The organism is Paenibacillus sp. FSL H8-0537, from assembly GCF_038051995.1.
Taxonomy (GTDB): Bacteria; Bacillota; Bacilli; order Paenibacillales; family Paenibacillaceae; genus Pristimantibacillus.
This window is the reverse complement of sequence record NZ_CP150290.1, coordinates 6,969,483-6,983,110: the sequence shown is the minus strand read 5'-3', so window position 1 is coordinate 6,983,110 and position 13,628 is coordinate 6,969,483. Positions and strand designations below refer to the sequence as shown.

The following is a 13,628-nucleotide window of genomic DNA, read 5'->3' as shown; positions in this document are numbered from 1 at the left end:
AAAAAATTACGCCAGCAAATAAGGAGCGTATTTCTGTATAACGTCCATATCCGGGCTGTAGTAAATAAACGTACCTTCCTTGCGCATTTTTAACAGGCCGCATTCGGACAGCTGCTTCAAATGGTGGGAAAGTGTTGAGCCTGCAACCATCTCTAATTGATGCCCAAGCATGCTGCAGCATTGATCAGGCTGCTTAGCGAGCAGTTGAGCGATTTTAAACCGAGTCGGCTCTCCGAGCGCTTTATAAACTTTTACGGCGGCTTGCGCTGCTTCCTGTTCCTCCACGGTCTAGCCCCTCCTCCAATATTATTTCTATATCTGTGGAAATAAGGCTATCATATTGGTATGTAATAAGTAAAGCTTTAATTTTAAGAAGGAATGAGGTGGGATTTTCTTTACAATAACCCCCTAGGGGGATAAGATGAGGAGAATATGCGGTACAAACGGGAGGCTTGAATTGAAGGGCATGTTCGATCGGTGAAGGAAATGACGGCCGACGGACGCGACTGCTCGGATATTTTGCTGCAGATCGCGGCGGTGCGCAAGGCGCTCGATAATGCGGCCAAGCTGCTGCTTAAGGATCATTTGGAGAGCTGTGTGGTGGATGCGATTCACCATGGGGAGAAGAAGACGCTGGAGGATTTGAATAAGGCGCTAGAGCATTTTATACGCTAGCCAATAACTGCTTACGGGTTACGGAGGGATACGGATACCTGATAAACAGTGAACGGTAACCAGTTAACAGGAAGACAAGCCGTGTTTCTCTGCTGAAGAGAAGCACGGCTTGTTTTATGCCTATTTTTTCTACACGGCTATTCGGTCTTTCTTCGGGTGAACGCCAGCATAAGAAAGGAGATTAGTACAATGGCCATCGTCCAAGCCCATGCCATCGTCATATTTCCCCCGTCTACGGCGACGTAGATCGCAGTTGGTACCGTCTGCGTAACACCTGGAATGTTGCCAGCAATCATGAGCGTAGCGCCGAACTCACCGAGCGCTCTGGCGAAGCCGAGTAGATAAGCGCTGATGAGTGATGGCCATACAAGCGGCAGCGTAATATAGCGAAAAATCTGCCACTCGTTGCCGCCCATGGAGCGGCCCGCATCCTCAAGATGATGATCTACTCCTGAGAAGCCAACCTTCATCGTCTGGTAGACGAGAGGAAAGGCAACGACAATGGAAGCGATAACCGCCGCCCACCAAGTAAAAATGACCGGTGCATGAAACACCCATTCAATCAGCTTGCCCATCCAGCCCCTGCGGCCCAGCAACACAAGCAGCAGGAAACCAACGACTGTAGGCGGCAGCACGAGCGGCAGCATGAATAGCGTTTCAAGCAGCAGCTTGCCTTTAAACTTTGCTTTTGACATCCATTTTGCAATGAGGACTCCAAGCAAAAGGGTTACAACACTCGATAGTAAGGCAACCTGTAGAGAAAGCCGGATCGGCGTCCAAAATGCGGGCCAATCTATGCCTGCCCCAATCATTGCGCTGCGGAGAATCCGTATTTAGTGAATACGTTCATCGCATCGGCTGTTTGCAGGTAAGCGTAAAAAGCTTCTGCTTCGCTTTGATGCTTCGTTTCTTTCACAATACCGATTGGATATACAATGGGGGTGTAAGTTGCCGGGTCAACAGCAGCAGCAATTGTGACTTTATCGGAAGTTAAAGCATCTGTACGATAGACGAAACCAGCGTCTACATTGCCTGTTTCTACATATTGCAGTACTTGGCGCACGTCTTTCGCTTGGACAAGCTTGGATTGCAGGCTATCCCACAGCTTAGCGTTCGTCAAAGCTTCCATTGCATAGTTGCCGGCAGGAACGCTTTCTGGAATACCGATTGCGATTTTGCCAAGGGTATCCTGGCTGAGATCAGCAATCGCGGCTACTTGAACTTTGCTGTCAGCTCTCGTTACAATAACGAGTTCATTGGCTAGCAGCTTCTTTTGCTGGTCTTCGTCAATAAAGCCGCCTTCAACGAGCACCTTCAGGTTTTTGGAAGAAGCCGAAAGGAACAGATCAGCTGGAGCTCCTTGCTCGATTTGCTGTTGCAATGCGCCAGAAGCGCCGAAGTTAAAGTTCAAGGAAATGGATGGATTTGCAGCTTCATATGCTTGCTTGATTTCTTGCAGGGCATCCGTCAAGCTGGCAGCAGCGGAAATCGTTAAAGCTGCGTTTTCAGCGGGTGCGGCAGCTTCGCTCGCTTGCGGCGATGCCGATTCTACAACAGCAGCGCTAGGACTGCTTGTGCTGGTATCTATTGCAGCCGTTCCGGTATTGTTCGCGCCACACGCCGCGCATACTAGCAGCACAGCCAACATGAAAAAAAGCACAGCAGGTTTTTTGAAAGGTTTAAACATAAACTCTCCTCCAAATATAGTTTATTATATCTACTTATAACTAAATATCATTATAGATGGTGTCAATTCTACTGTAAAGGGAGATGGGATGTTTGAAATATATTATGCTACAATTAAGGGTATGAAAATAATGACCAAAATCAGCCCGCAAACTAGGCTGAGCGAGGCTAAGGAGATCCAATATGTCCGCTGACATCTCATATACAACTGAAGAAATCGCCAAGCTATTAAAAATTTCCAAGCTCACGGTATACGATTTAATTAAAAAAGGAGAGCTGCCGTCCTACCGGGTAGGGAAGCAGATGCGAATTGATGCTTCCGATCTGGAAGCATACAAGCTGCGGGCTAAAGGCCTCCAGGCTAATATGCCTGCCAGCAAGTCAACAGCTTCCCAGCATCAAGGTACTCCACACGTGTATGCACAGGACTTATCGGACAGAAGCGCTGCCTCAGCAGCTGCTGGCGGGGGACGGCCTATCGTCATTACCGGACAAGATATGAGCCTAGATATTCTAGCCAAGCATATCGAGCGGGAGGGCTTGGGGCTGCGCCCGCTGCGCTCCTACGTCGGCAGCATGGACAGCCTAGTATCGATGTATAGAGGAGAATCTGACATTGTCAGCACGCATTTGCTGGATGGCGATACAGGGGAATATAACGTTCCCTATATTCGTAAGCTATTAATTGGAGCACCTTATATCGTTGTGCATTTGCTGAAGAGAAGCGCAGGCTTGTTCGTGCAGAAGGGCAATCCGCTTAAGCTGGCAAGCTGGGCCGATTTGGCGAAGCCGGGACTGCGCCTCATCAACCGCGAGCGCGGTGCCGGCGCACGCGTTCTGCTCGATGAGCAGCTGAGGCTGCACCATATTCAGGCAGCCTCCATAACGGGCTATGACCAGGAGCAGACGAATCATCTTGGAGTAGCTGCGCAGATTGCGTCAGGCGAGGCCGATGTGGGTATTGGAACGGAGAGGGCTGCAGCGAACGTTTCCCGCGTTACCTATATTCCGCTTGTTCAGGAGCAATATGACTTGGTTATGTTGAAGAAGCCGGACAATCAAGTTTTCATTAATGCGGTTATTCGCATTTTACAGTCGCAAAGCTTCAAGCAGGAGCTGGGAGCTATCGAAGGGTATGATTTAACCCGTACCGGGGAAATTACCGCGGAAAGCTGAGAACATCAAAAGCAGGAAGAAGGAACAGCGGATGAACCATTTTAAAACAGGAACAGAGCGGTTTGTACAATTTATTTTAAATAATAAATTTGTTATATTTCTGCTCGTGCTGCTTCTGGTAAGTTTGAATATTTTCGTCATGAGCAAAATCTCCTACGTGTTCACGCCGCTCACCGTATTGTTCAAGACGGTGCTGCTGCCGATTATTTTAGCCGGTGTAGCTTATTATTTGCTAAATCCGATTGTTGACTATTTGGAGACGAAGAAGGCTCCGCGCATTTACTCCATTTTTGTAATCTTTGCGGTCATTTTAGGCTTGCTGACGATTTTGCTGACGGTGGTTATTCCAATTGTAAGCACACAGGTCGTAGGTCTGGTCGAAAATTTACCGGGTTATGCGGATCAGCTGCGAACGAAGTTTGATGAGCTGATGCACAGCGGCGACCTGCGGGATATCGAGCGGTGGCTCAATATAAATCCGTCGGATTTGAGCGGCAATATTACGAAGCGGGCAACAGAGCTGCTAAATGGCGTGTGGCAAAGTGTTGGTTCTTTCGTTGGCGCGCTTAAAGATGTTGTGCTTGCAGTCATCACGCTGCCGTTCATTCTATTCTACTTATTAAAGGATGGTAAAAAGCTGCCGGATTATATTGCTACTATACTGCCAACGAACATGAGGACGCATACGAAGCGTATTATGGGCGAAATGAACGGCCAAATCAGCAGCTACATTAGAGGGCAGATTATTGTGAGCTTCTGCATTGGCCTGCTGCTGTATATCGGTTATTTGATTATTGGGCTCGAGTACTCGCTGGTGCTGGCGCTGATCGCTGCTTGTACAGCTATTATTCCGTATCTGGGTCCAGCTATCGCGATTACGCCCGCTCTCATAGTAGCGATGGTAACCTCACCCGTCATGCTGCTTAAAATGATTGTGATCTGGACCATTGTCCAGCTGATTGAAGGAAAGTTTATTTCTCCGCAAATTATGGGGAAAAGCATGAAGATTCATCCCATTACGATTATTTTCGTCATTTTGACCGCTGGAAATTTGTTTGGATTGGGGGGCATTATTTTAGCCGTCCCAGGCTATGCGGTGCTGAAGGTTATCGCAACGAATTTCTTCCATTGGCTGCAGGCGCGTTCCCCGCTTTACGCAGCGGAGGAAGTGAATGCGGATAATGATTTTAAGCTATAATATAAGCATTATAAATCGGAGGACTGCTGGCATAAGCAGTCCTTTTATTAAAATATAATAAAGGATCTAAAAGTTGTAATTGCAGTTTTTGTCGCAAAGGAATAAAATGAACATGAGTGTGGTCAAGTCCCTCTAATTATGCACCCTTATTGTGAAACATTTCACAATTTCAGGCTTTTTTTTCAGAGGCGGCTTGCCGTTGTAACGGCGTTTAACTAATCATGCAACAAACAACGCAAGGGAGGCATTTTTCGTATGTCGGAAACATTAACAGAGCAAGAAGTACAGACGGGATCTGTACGTAGTGAACTGGACGTTCTGGAGCAATTGCTTAAACCGGAAATCCAAAGCTCGCTGAATCAGCTGGTAGAAAGCTTGCCTAAGCTTGCTGAAATGGTTACTTTGATGACCAAAGCTTATGATGTAGCAACAACTGTGGCGAATGATCAAGTGCTTATGGGCGACATGAAGCATGGTATTGAGGAATTCGTTAAGCCGATTACGGACAAGGCTAAAGGCATTGCATCGGCTGCTGTAGAAGCAAATGATCGTGCACAAGCAGAGCCTACGACAATCGGTCTGTTCGGCATTCTCAAAATGCTGAAAGATCCTCAGGTTCAACAAACATTGCGTTTCGCGCAATCGTTCCTGGATGTATTGGCTGAGCGCAACAAACAACGTTAAGATCGGATCAGAATGAGAACGGAGGAACAGTATGTCTAAGCATATTTTGATTTTGGGTGGCGGATATGGTGGTTTGCTGAGCGCATTGACAACTCGCAAACATTTATCCCCCGAGGAAGCAAGCATTACCGTTGTTAACCGTATTCCATCGCACCAAATCGTAACTGAATTGCATCGTCTGGCTGTTGGCGGCGTTCATGAGAACAACGTTGCTTTGCCGCTGACGAAGCTGTTCAAAGATAAATCCATCAATTTAGTTATCGACACTGTCGACAAAATTGATCCGGACCAGAAGCAAGTTCACCTTTCCAGCGGTGCAAAAACTTCCTACGATACGCTTGTTATCGCTCTTGGTGGCGAAACGGCATTTTTCGGCATTCCAGGCCTTGAAGAGAACAGCCTGACGCTGAAATCGGTTGAGGAAGCTAACCGCGTGAGCGCGCACATTCAAGAGCGCCTTGCTGCGTATGCAAAATCGAAAAACAAAGCTGACGCAACGATCGTTGTTGGCGGCGGCGGCCTGACTGGTATTGAGCTGATCGGTGAAATTGCCGACATGCTGCCAAAATGGTGTGAGCAAAGCGGCGTAAACATCAGCGAAGTATCGGTATACAACGTTGAAGCAGGCCCGTCGATCCTGGCTGGTTTCCCTTCAGAGCTTGTTGACCGTGCGAAAGCAAGCCTTGAGAAACGCGGCGTTCAATTGCTGATGGGTATTGCGGTTACAGAAGTGAAAGGCAACGAAGTTATTTTGAAAGACGGTCAAACGCTTGTGGCTAACACATTCGTATGGACGGGCGGCGTTACAGGCAACCCTGTCGTAGCAAACTGCGGTATCGAAGTGAACCGTGGCCGTGCGACAGTGAATGAGTTCCTGCAATCGACTTCGCATCCTGAAGTTTACCTGGCTGGCGACAACGCAGTTGTATTTAGCCCGGATGGCCGTCCATATCCGCCAAGTGCACAAATCGCATGGCAAATGGGCGAAGCAATCGGCTACAACTTGTTCGCGCAATCCAAAGGCTTGCCGCAAAAATCGTTTGAATTCGTTAACTCCGGCGTTCTTGCGAGCCTTGGCCGCAAAGATGCAATCGGAACAATTGGCGCAAGCCAGCTTCGTCTGAGAGGCACTGCAGCTTCCCTGATGAAGGAAGCAAGTAACGTTCGTTACTTGACGCACGTTAACGGCTTGTTCTCGCTCGTTTACTAATTTAATTATGAATAACCATAATAAGTTCTCGTTTAAACGGCAGCAGCTGTTTGGGCGGGAACTTTATTTTTGTTGCTTTAAGATGGTACGATAAAAAGAAAGGGGGACAACGGCTATGGAACATTATGTTGAATATTGCCTGGGCAAGAAGGGCGCTTTTGAAGATTATCCTTTCGGACCGGAAGCGTTGGTTATGAAGGTAGAAGGAAAGATGTTTGCCCTGATTTCAGACGACCGGAAATCGATATCGCTCAAATGCGACCCCATCATTGCGGAAAATTTACGCGAGCAGCATGCGGCGGTTATTCCCGGCTACCATATGAACAAGAAGCACTGGAATACGGTGCTGCTGGACGGCAGCTTGGAGCCGGAAGAGGTCGAGAGCATGATCACCCACTCCTATGAGCTGGTGGTGAAGTCGCTTCCGAAGGCGGTGCGCGAGAGCTTGAGCTGAAGTTAATAGGCTGAAAGTATGGTTTTAGAGGCTCATTTCAGGTATAATAAAAGCATTGAGCTTGTAATTGAATAAAAAGATGTTTTTTGGAGGAGTCTGTCAACAACGGGATTTCTCTGTCTGCTTGTAAGGAGCCCGTATATATGCGGGCTCCTTCTTTACGTTTTTTTGCTGCAAAAGGAGGAAGATGAAATGGAATTTATTTTAACGTTAATGCTAATTATTGCGGTGTCCAAAATCGCTGGGGCGATCACCGTTAAGCTGGGTCAGCCTGCTGTACTCGGAAAGCTGCTTGCAGGAATAGTCGTCGGTCCCGCTTTGCTTGGCTGGGTCGACAATAGCGACTGGCTCGCTCATTTCTCAGAAATAGGCGTGCTGCTGCTCATGTTTATCGCAGGGCTTGAGACGGATCTGGAGCAGCTGCGTAAAGACTGGAAAGCATCACTTTCAGTGGCGCTGGGGGGCATTATTTTGCCATTCGCCGGTGGATACGGAGCAGCTGTCTTGTTCGGTTTATCCTCTGGGCAGGCGATCTTTCTCGGGCTGCTGCTCTCGGCGACCTCGGTCAGCATTTCGGTCCAAACGTTGAAGGAGATGAACAAGCTCAGCTCCAGAGAGGGCACGACCATACTCGGAGCAGCGGTTGTAGATGACGTGGTGGTCGTTGTTTTGCTGGCTGTTGTCATGAGCTTGCTTGGTTCAGGAGGAGATGTATCTATTCCATTGCTGCTCGGGAAAAAAGTTCTGTTCTTTGCTGTTGTCATCGCTGCGAGCTGGTGGCTGGTGCCCTTCGTCATGAAGCGGCTATCCCGCTTTCCGGTTACAGAGGCGGCGATAAGCGCTGCGCTTGTTATCTGCTTTGGGTTTGCCTACTTCGCAGATGCAATGGGCGTAGCTGGCATTATCGGTGCCTTTGCTGCGGGAATTGCGATTGGGCAAACACCGCTTCGCCATACGGTCGAAACGAAGATTGAGCCTATAGCCTATTCGTTGTTTGTGCCTGTTTTTTTCATCAGCATCGGACTTAACGTTACCTTTGCCGGAATCGGCGAGCAGCTGCTGTTTATCGCCTTGCTTTCCATTGTTGCTATACTGACAAAGCTGTTCGGCGCTGCTGCCGGAGCAAGGCTCACAGGCTTCAATATGCGTTCTTCCATAGGAATTGGTGCGGGAATGATCTCCAGAGGCGAGGTAGCGCTTATTATCGCTGCATCGGGCTTGCAGTCGGCCCTGCTGCCGCAGGCTTATTTTACTCCGGTCGTACTCGTCATTATGGTGACAACGCTGGTTACGCCGCCGCTGATGAAGCAGTTGTTCAAGCGGGAGCAGACAGCAAGCTAATATTAGGACGACGGAGCATGCAGGGGAATATAAATAAATCGGGGCGCCTCTCTATTATAAAGAGAAGCGCCCCGATTTTAACTTATGAGTCCTATGCGGTTGTTACAACCTGTGAATCTATATCATTGGCTTCGATAATCAGCTCGACCTTCTTGATTCTATGCTTGCCGATCTCGCGAATAATAAAGCGCATATTCAGGTGATGGAGCTCCTTGCCGATGCGCGGATCTTGAATTTCACTGTACAGCCAGCCGCCTACCGTATCGACTTCCTCATGCTCCAGGTTGATGCCTGTCAGCTCGCTTAGTTCGTCGAGCGATACTTTGCCGTCTAGCAGGTAGGAGTTGTCCTCCAGCTTCTCAATATCCTTGCGCTCGTCAGCATCAAATTCATCGCGAATTTCGCCAACGATTTCTTCCAAGATATCTTCAATCGTAATAAGGCCGGATGTTCCGCCGTATTCATCCATCAAGATGGCGATATGAACTTGCTCCTGCTGCATGCGCTTAAGCAGCGTTTTGACAGGCAGCACTTCGGAAACCGTAAGTACAGGATGGATCAGCTTTTTGAAATCAAACTCTTTATTATGATGGAATTGCAAAAACATCTGCTTCGTATTAATCATGCCGATAATGTTGTCTTTGCTGTCTTGAGCGACAGGAAAGCGTGTATATTGTTCTTTATGAATAATTTCCATGTTTTCAACTAACGATTTGTTGGAATACAGGCAGATCATATCGGTGCGGGGCACCATAATCTCCTTCGCGAGCATTTCGTCAAAAGCGAAAATGCGGCTCACGTAGCCATATTCCGTGTTGTTGATTTTGCCGCTCTGGTAGCTGTCATTCAGAATAATCTGAATTTCTTCTTCGCTATGAGCATCTTCATGTTCTTTAACGGGCTTCAGACCGAACATGCGCACAAGCGCGTTAGCGGAGCCGTTCAGTACCCAGATGAAAGGATACATAATTTTGTAGAACAAAATGATTGGCTTTGCTACTGTGAAGCTGATAAACTCAGCTTTTTGAATTGCCCACGTCTTCGGAGCAAGCTCACCAATAACAACGTGCAGGAATGTAACGGAAGCGAAAGCAATAATAAAGGACAATATGTGACTGACTTCACTGCTTATACTAAGCTGTTGAAAAAGAGGGAACAGGATTTTCTCCACTGTCGGTTCACCCAGCCAACCTAACCCGAGAGCTGTAATGGTAATACCAAGCTGACAGGCCGACAGATAACCATCCAAATTGCTTGTAACCTGTTGTACGGCAAGAGCGTTTTTCTTGCCTTCAAGCACTAATTGATCGACCCGGCTTGCCCGGAGCCTGATAACAGCAAATTCCGTTGCCACGAAAAAGGCAGTCATCACAATTAATAATGCAATCAATAACAGATTAAGTCCTATACCCATGTCTACTTTTCACTATCCTTTTTAAATGAATTTTAAGTTCTTATGAACTAATATACCGAACTCTAGGGTCAATATGCAATCTCGCCATTCGTTGTTAGCAGGCCATATGAGGCAAATTACAGGCAAAAATGCGAAAAATGTTGATATTATTGGCTATTATCGCGTCTTTACATTCCTATATCGCAGGCGTATGATAAGTTCATTCGAACTTGAAATGGTTCAGTACAAGTAGGAGGAAAGCGATATGGAGTCTTTCACGCTTACTCGAAAAGAAATGGCTTGCCTGCTGATGGCGCTGGATGGACAGGATGGACATCGTCCTCTGCAGGTGCTGCAGGATGCTTGGAAGAAGACGCACCGCGATGCATTGGAAGCCGGAGCTTCTCTGCCCGCCTTCTTATCCACGGCCCTTCCCCCCATTCTGGAGAAGATGATAAAAGGCAATGAGGTGAGAGGCTTCTCACTGCAGGAAATCGCTACGCTCGGCCATATGGTGGAGTATTCCAACATGTCTATTACCTCTATGCAGAATTGGGTGAAGCGCGATTTTAAGGTTTATTTCGATTGTCCAAAAATGGGTAAAAAATATTCATTGAATCAAGCGGCGCTTTTGTTCGTCATTGATGATTTGAAGTCGAATCTCGATTTTGAGTCGATTCGCAAGCTGCTTGAGATTTTATTCATTAAGCCGGAGGATGAATCGGCCGATCTGATTGGTCCGCTTGAGTTGTATGCGTCTTACTCGGCCATGTTTGAAGAGCTTGATGCGAACAATGATCAGCTTCTGGATACATTCGGCCATGTAAAGGGTGGCAGCAAGCAGGATGCATTGACGGAAAATGCGATTAAAGCTTCGGCGGACCGTTTTGCCCGGAAGCTGCCGGATTTGACGAACGATCAGTCGGAGGCGCTTCGCAATATTTTGTTCATTGCGGCAATTTCGATCCAGACGGCGTATTTCCACTCGCTGGCCCGCCGTTATTTGAATGCGACTTTGTTTCTGCATCGGTAACCGTGCAGCAGGAGACATGTCCGATTAGGCTCACAGCGCCTGCTCAGGCTTACGTGCAAGGCGGGTAAACAATAAGGCTCCTATCCTTTAAGCGGATGGGAGCCTTATTTTTCTCGGAATGAAACGCGCCGCGCCGTCAAAGGATGGCGACAGCCGTCTCACCTTGTACCTTTTACTTGAATTGTGCAGCTTGCTTCTCGGCGATGTCGCCAACGTAAGGTAGTTTGAATTGCTTGCCTTGGTAAGCTTGAAGCATTAGGAAGATCCAGAGGACGAACCCAGCAATACCAAGCAACCCGCTAATCAGTGTGCCGATAATCGGAATGATGTTCAGTACCATCATGACCACGAACAAGCCGCCGAATGTAATAATCGATTGCATGGCATGGAATTTCACAAAGCGGCTATTTTTCTCCAATACCAGAAATATAATCCCAGACACGAAGCTCAACACATAACAAAGCAGCGCTGCGACCTTAGGATCGAGCCCAGTTGAGGATTGATCAGGTTGATTGATTTGTTGCATTTGTGAAGGTCATCCTTTCTGATTAGAAAAATGAATGGTGCGTTATACTATATTCTTCCTTACCCACTATTATTCCTGCCAAAACTCGCTAGAATTCATCAATTGGTAGCAAAGTCTTGTAAAAGTTTTGTAACTTATGGCTCAAGGTTGTCGTTTATGATGGTGAGTGTGCTTCTGAAGCACTATAACCTTAATAGTTAGGAGTTAGGGAAATGTCAAATTGGACCAAAAAGAAGAAATGGATATATACGCTGTGCGCAGCGGTGCTCGTGCTTGGAACGGCGGGTTATTTTAATCGCGGAGCGCTTGCTATGCTGGGTTTCAACTGGTTTCTCTCTGATCAGGTTGCTACTGGGCTGGAGCAAACCTATAAACCAATAGAAGGCCGCGAACCTATTAAAGTCGGCAATATGAATACGAATCCGTTCGCACTTATGCTGCTTGGCGTCGACCAGCGCGGCAAGGAAACAGGAAGATCGGATACGATGATCTACACGGTCATACGTCCGAAGGACGGTGCTATTCTCATGGTATCTATCCCTCGTGATACGTATACGGAAATTGTGGGTAAAAATAAAGAGGACAAAATTACGCATGCGTACGCATTTGGTGGTGCCAAGATGGCAATTGAGACGGTCGAAAATCTATTTGATCAGCCTATTAACTATTATGCGGCTATTAATTTTCAGGGTTTTCGTGCTGTTATTGATGCAATGGGAGGGATTTCCCTGCCGATTGCAGAAGATATAGTAAATAAAGATCCCGATCACGAAAAATTTGTCGTGAAAGGCGGTCAGGATGTATATAATGGCAATGATGCGCTGAATTACGTTCGTTACCGTGAAGATGCCGGAGGCGATATGAGCCGTACGGGAAGACATCAAATTTTTCTGAATCAGCTGCTGGATAAAGCATCAGAGGTCGGTCAATGGAGCAAAATCCCTGACCTGATTGACATTATGGGCGAAAACTTCAGTACGGACATCCAGCCTGACCAAATGATTAAGCTGGCGCAGCAGCTGCTGCAACAGGATAACCGCACGATATACAGCCATACGCTGAAAGGCGAGGGACACAGGCTGACGAATGGCGGCGCATGGTATTATTTTGCAGATAAAGACGATTTGTCCAAGACGCAGGCGATGATTGGCAGCTGGCTGAACCCAGATACGGCGAAGCAGGATTTAATCATGCCGGATGAGTACACCTCGAAATTGCAAAAGCCGGTTGGCTCATTGTCCAGCGCAAGCGACGCCGAGTAGACTGCGGGCAGTCTCAGGGCGGTAAGCGAAGGAAGAAATGGAGTTGATTGACGGATGAACATTGCGTTTTTCCTGCTGCCCAAGCAGGAAGTCGTAACGGTAACACATGACGCAACACTTAGGCAGACGCTGGAGAAAATGGAGCATCACCGTTACACAGCCGTACCGATTATTAACGCTGAGGGCGAATATGCAGGTGTTGTCACAGAAGGCGATTTATTATGGTTCATGAAAAATAGGCCGGAGCTGACTTTCGAAATGACGAATAAAGTCAAGCTGGCGGACGTTCCGCTGCGGCTCAGTCACCGCTCGGTTCGAATTGACGCGAACATGGAAGACCTCATTATGCTGGCGAAGGTACAAAACTTTGTGCCGGTCGTTGATGACAGCGAGCATTTTATTGGCATTGTGCGGCGAAGTGAAATTATTGATTATTGTCAGACGATTATGCAAAGCGCAATTGCGATTGAGGCATAGTCTATTTCAAAGAAGGCGGAGAGCAGCGGCTCTCCGCCTTTTATCAATGTAAGGCCATGCCGTTTACGCTTGAAATATGCAAAACAGATTCAGTCTGCTGCTCCTTGATTAGTGCACCGCAGCATATGATTGTGGTGAGATCACTGTTGCTGAGATCAAATAGCCTGGAACGCTTACTTTATTTTGCCGGACTGAGTTTCCGCTATTCCGGCTTTTAATCCAGTTTCAGGACGTAAGCGGACAGGAAAGCCGTTATTGCCCTCATTACCCTGTCAAAGTGGCTAATTGCAGCTCATTAGCTGCTCCTGAGTCCGCAGGCCGTATCCTTACCTCTGATTTTGTTGAAATAACGGCTGCTGTGTCCGCCAAGTTTATCTTTTTTCAGGGCAAGTAGTAGAGGGATGACATTTGACGCTACATTCGATCAGCATCTGGCTCGCTTACGTTGGCATACACGTCCTAACATTTCATCGCGAGACGAGCACGGTCTCCTAAATAGGCTTCTATTTCATC

The 13,628-nt window shown here is 47.4% G+C and carries 15 protein-coding genes; 10 read left to right on the top strand and 5 right to left on the bottom strand.

Annotated features, from left to right (window positions below):
• Positions 1-6: 6 nt before the first annotated feature.
• The gene (locus tag MHB80_RS29550) at positions 7-285 is read right to left on the bottom strand and encodes a metalloregulator ArsR/SmtB family transcription factor (RefSeq protein ID WP_341280270.1); all 279 of its coding nucleotides are present in this window, start codon (positions 283-285) and stop codon (positions 7-9) included.
• A 171-nt stretch (positions 286-456) separates the two neighbouring features.
• Between MHB80_RS29550 and MHB80_RS29545 the strand changes: the two genes are divergently transcribed.
• Entirely contained in the window at positions 457-675 is a 219-nt protein-coding gene (locus MHB80_RS29545; RefSeq protein ID WP_341283117.1) for a metal-sensing transcriptional repressor, read from the top strand.
• Between the two features lie 137 nt (positions 676-812).
• On the opposite strand, the gene modB is transcribed toward MHB80_RS29545, so the two are convergent.
• Positions 813-1,487: a molybdate ABC transporter permease subunit gene (gene modB / locus MHB80_RS29540; protein ID WP_341280269.1), complete on the bottom strand. Its 675-nt coding sequence runs from the start codon at positions 1,485-1,487 to the stop codon at positions 813-815.
• The gene (gene modA, locus MHB80_RS29535; protein WP_341280268.1) at positions 1,484-2,362 is read right to left on the bottom strand and encodes a molybdate ABC transporter substrate-binding protein; all 879 of its coding nucleotides are present in this window, start codon (positions 2,360-2,362) and stop codon (positions 1,484-1,486) included. Before modA ends, modB begins: the two co-directional genes overlap by 4 nt.
• 182 nt (positions 2,363-2,544) lie before the next feature.
• Here modA and MHB80_RS29530 point away from each other — a divergent pair, with 182 nt between their 5' ends.
• The 6 genes from MHB80_RS29530 to MHB80_RS29505 all read left to right on the top strand — a co-directional run bounded on the left by MHB80_RS29530 (position 2,545) and on the right by MHB80_RS29505 (position 8,424).
• Positions 2,545-3,537 (top strand): helix-turn-helix transcriptional regulator, encoded by a 993-nt coding sequence (locus MHB80_RS29530; protein ID WP_341280267.1) that lies wholly within the window; start codon positions 2,545-2,547, stop codon positions 3,535-3,537.
• 31 nt (positions 3,538-3,568) lie between these two features.
• Positions 3,569-4,735 carry an AI-2E family transporter gene (locus MHB80_RS29525; protein WP_341280266.1) on the top strand — a complete coding sequence of 389 codons (1,167 nt, stop codon included), beginning with the start codon at positions 3,569-3,571 and terminating at the stop codon, positions 4,733-4,735.
• 255 nt (positions 4,736-4,990) lie between these two features.
• Entirely contained in the window at positions 4,991-5,419 is a 429-nt protein-coding gene (locus MHB80_RS29520) for a DUF1641 domain-containing protein (RefSeq protein WP_046234592.1), read from the top strand.
• 31 nt (positions 5,420-5,450) lie between these two features.
• Complete coding sequence (locus MHB80_RS29515; RefSeq protein ID WP_341280265.1) at positions 5,451-6,629, top strand: NAD(P)/FAD-dependent oxidoreductase; 1,179 nt, start codon at positions 5,451-5,453, stop codon at positions 6,627-6,629.
• A 115-nt stretch (positions 6,630-6,744) separates the two neighbouring features.
• Positions 6,745-7,083, top strand: coding sequence for an MmcQ/YjbR family DNA-binding protein (locus MHB80_RS29510; RefSeq protein WP_341280264.1), 339 nt, complete (start codon positions 6,745-6,747; stop codon positions 7,081-7,083).
• A 192-nt stretch (positions 7,084-7,275) separates the two neighbouring features.
• On the top strand, positions 7,276-8,424 hold the full coding sequence (locus MHB80_RS29505) for a cation:proton antiporter (RefSeq protein ID WP_341280263.1): 1,149 nt from the start codon (positions 7,276-7,278) through the stop codon (positions 8,422-8,424).
• 91 nt (positions 8,425-8,515) lie between these two features.
• Here MHB80_RS29505 and MHB80_RS29500 read toward each other — a convergent pair whose 3' ends face one another.
• On the bottom strand, positions 8,516-9,838 hold the full coding sequence (locus tag MHB80_RS29500) for a hemolysin family protein (RefSeq protein WP_341280262.1): 1,323 nt from the start codon (positions 9,836-9,838) through the stop codon (positions 8,516-8,518).
• 244 nt (positions 9,839-10,082) lie between these two features.
• Here MHB80_RS29500 and MHB80_RS29495 point away from each other — a divergent pair, with 244 nt between their 5' ends.
• The gene (locus MHB80_RS29495) at positions 10,083-10,850 is read left to right on the top strand and encodes a DUF1836 domain-containing protein (protein ID WP_341280261.1); all 768 of its coding nucleotides are present in this window, start codon (positions 10,083-10,085) and stop codon (positions 10,848-10,850) included.
• A gap of 172 nt (positions 10,851-11,022) precedes the next feature.
• Here MHB80_RS29495 and MHB80_RS29490 read toward each other — a convergent pair whose 3' ends face one another.
• Complete coding sequence (locus MHB80_RS29490) at positions 11,023-11,376, bottom strand: DUF4870 domain-containing protein (RefSeq protein ID WP_341280260.1); 354 nt, start codon at positions 11,374-11,376, stop codon at positions 11,023-11,025.
• Positions 11,377-11,588: 212 nt separating this feature from the next.
• Here MHB80_RS29490 and MHB80_RS29485 point away from each other — a divergent pair, with 212 nt between their 5' ends.
• Positions 11,589-12,638, top strand: coding sequence for an LCP family protein (locus MHB80_RS29485; RefSeq protein ID WP_341280259.1), 1,050 nt, complete (start codon positions 11,589-11,591; stop codon positions 12,636-12,638).
• A 54-nt stretch (positions 12,639-12,692) separates the two neighbouring features.
• Positions 12,693-13,115 (top strand): CBS domain-containing protein, encoded by a 423-nt coding sequence (locus MHB80_RS29480; protein ID WP_341280258.1) that lies wholly within the window; start codon positions 12,693-12,695, stop codon positions 13,113-13,115.
• Positions 13,116-13,628: the final 513 nt, after the last annotated feature.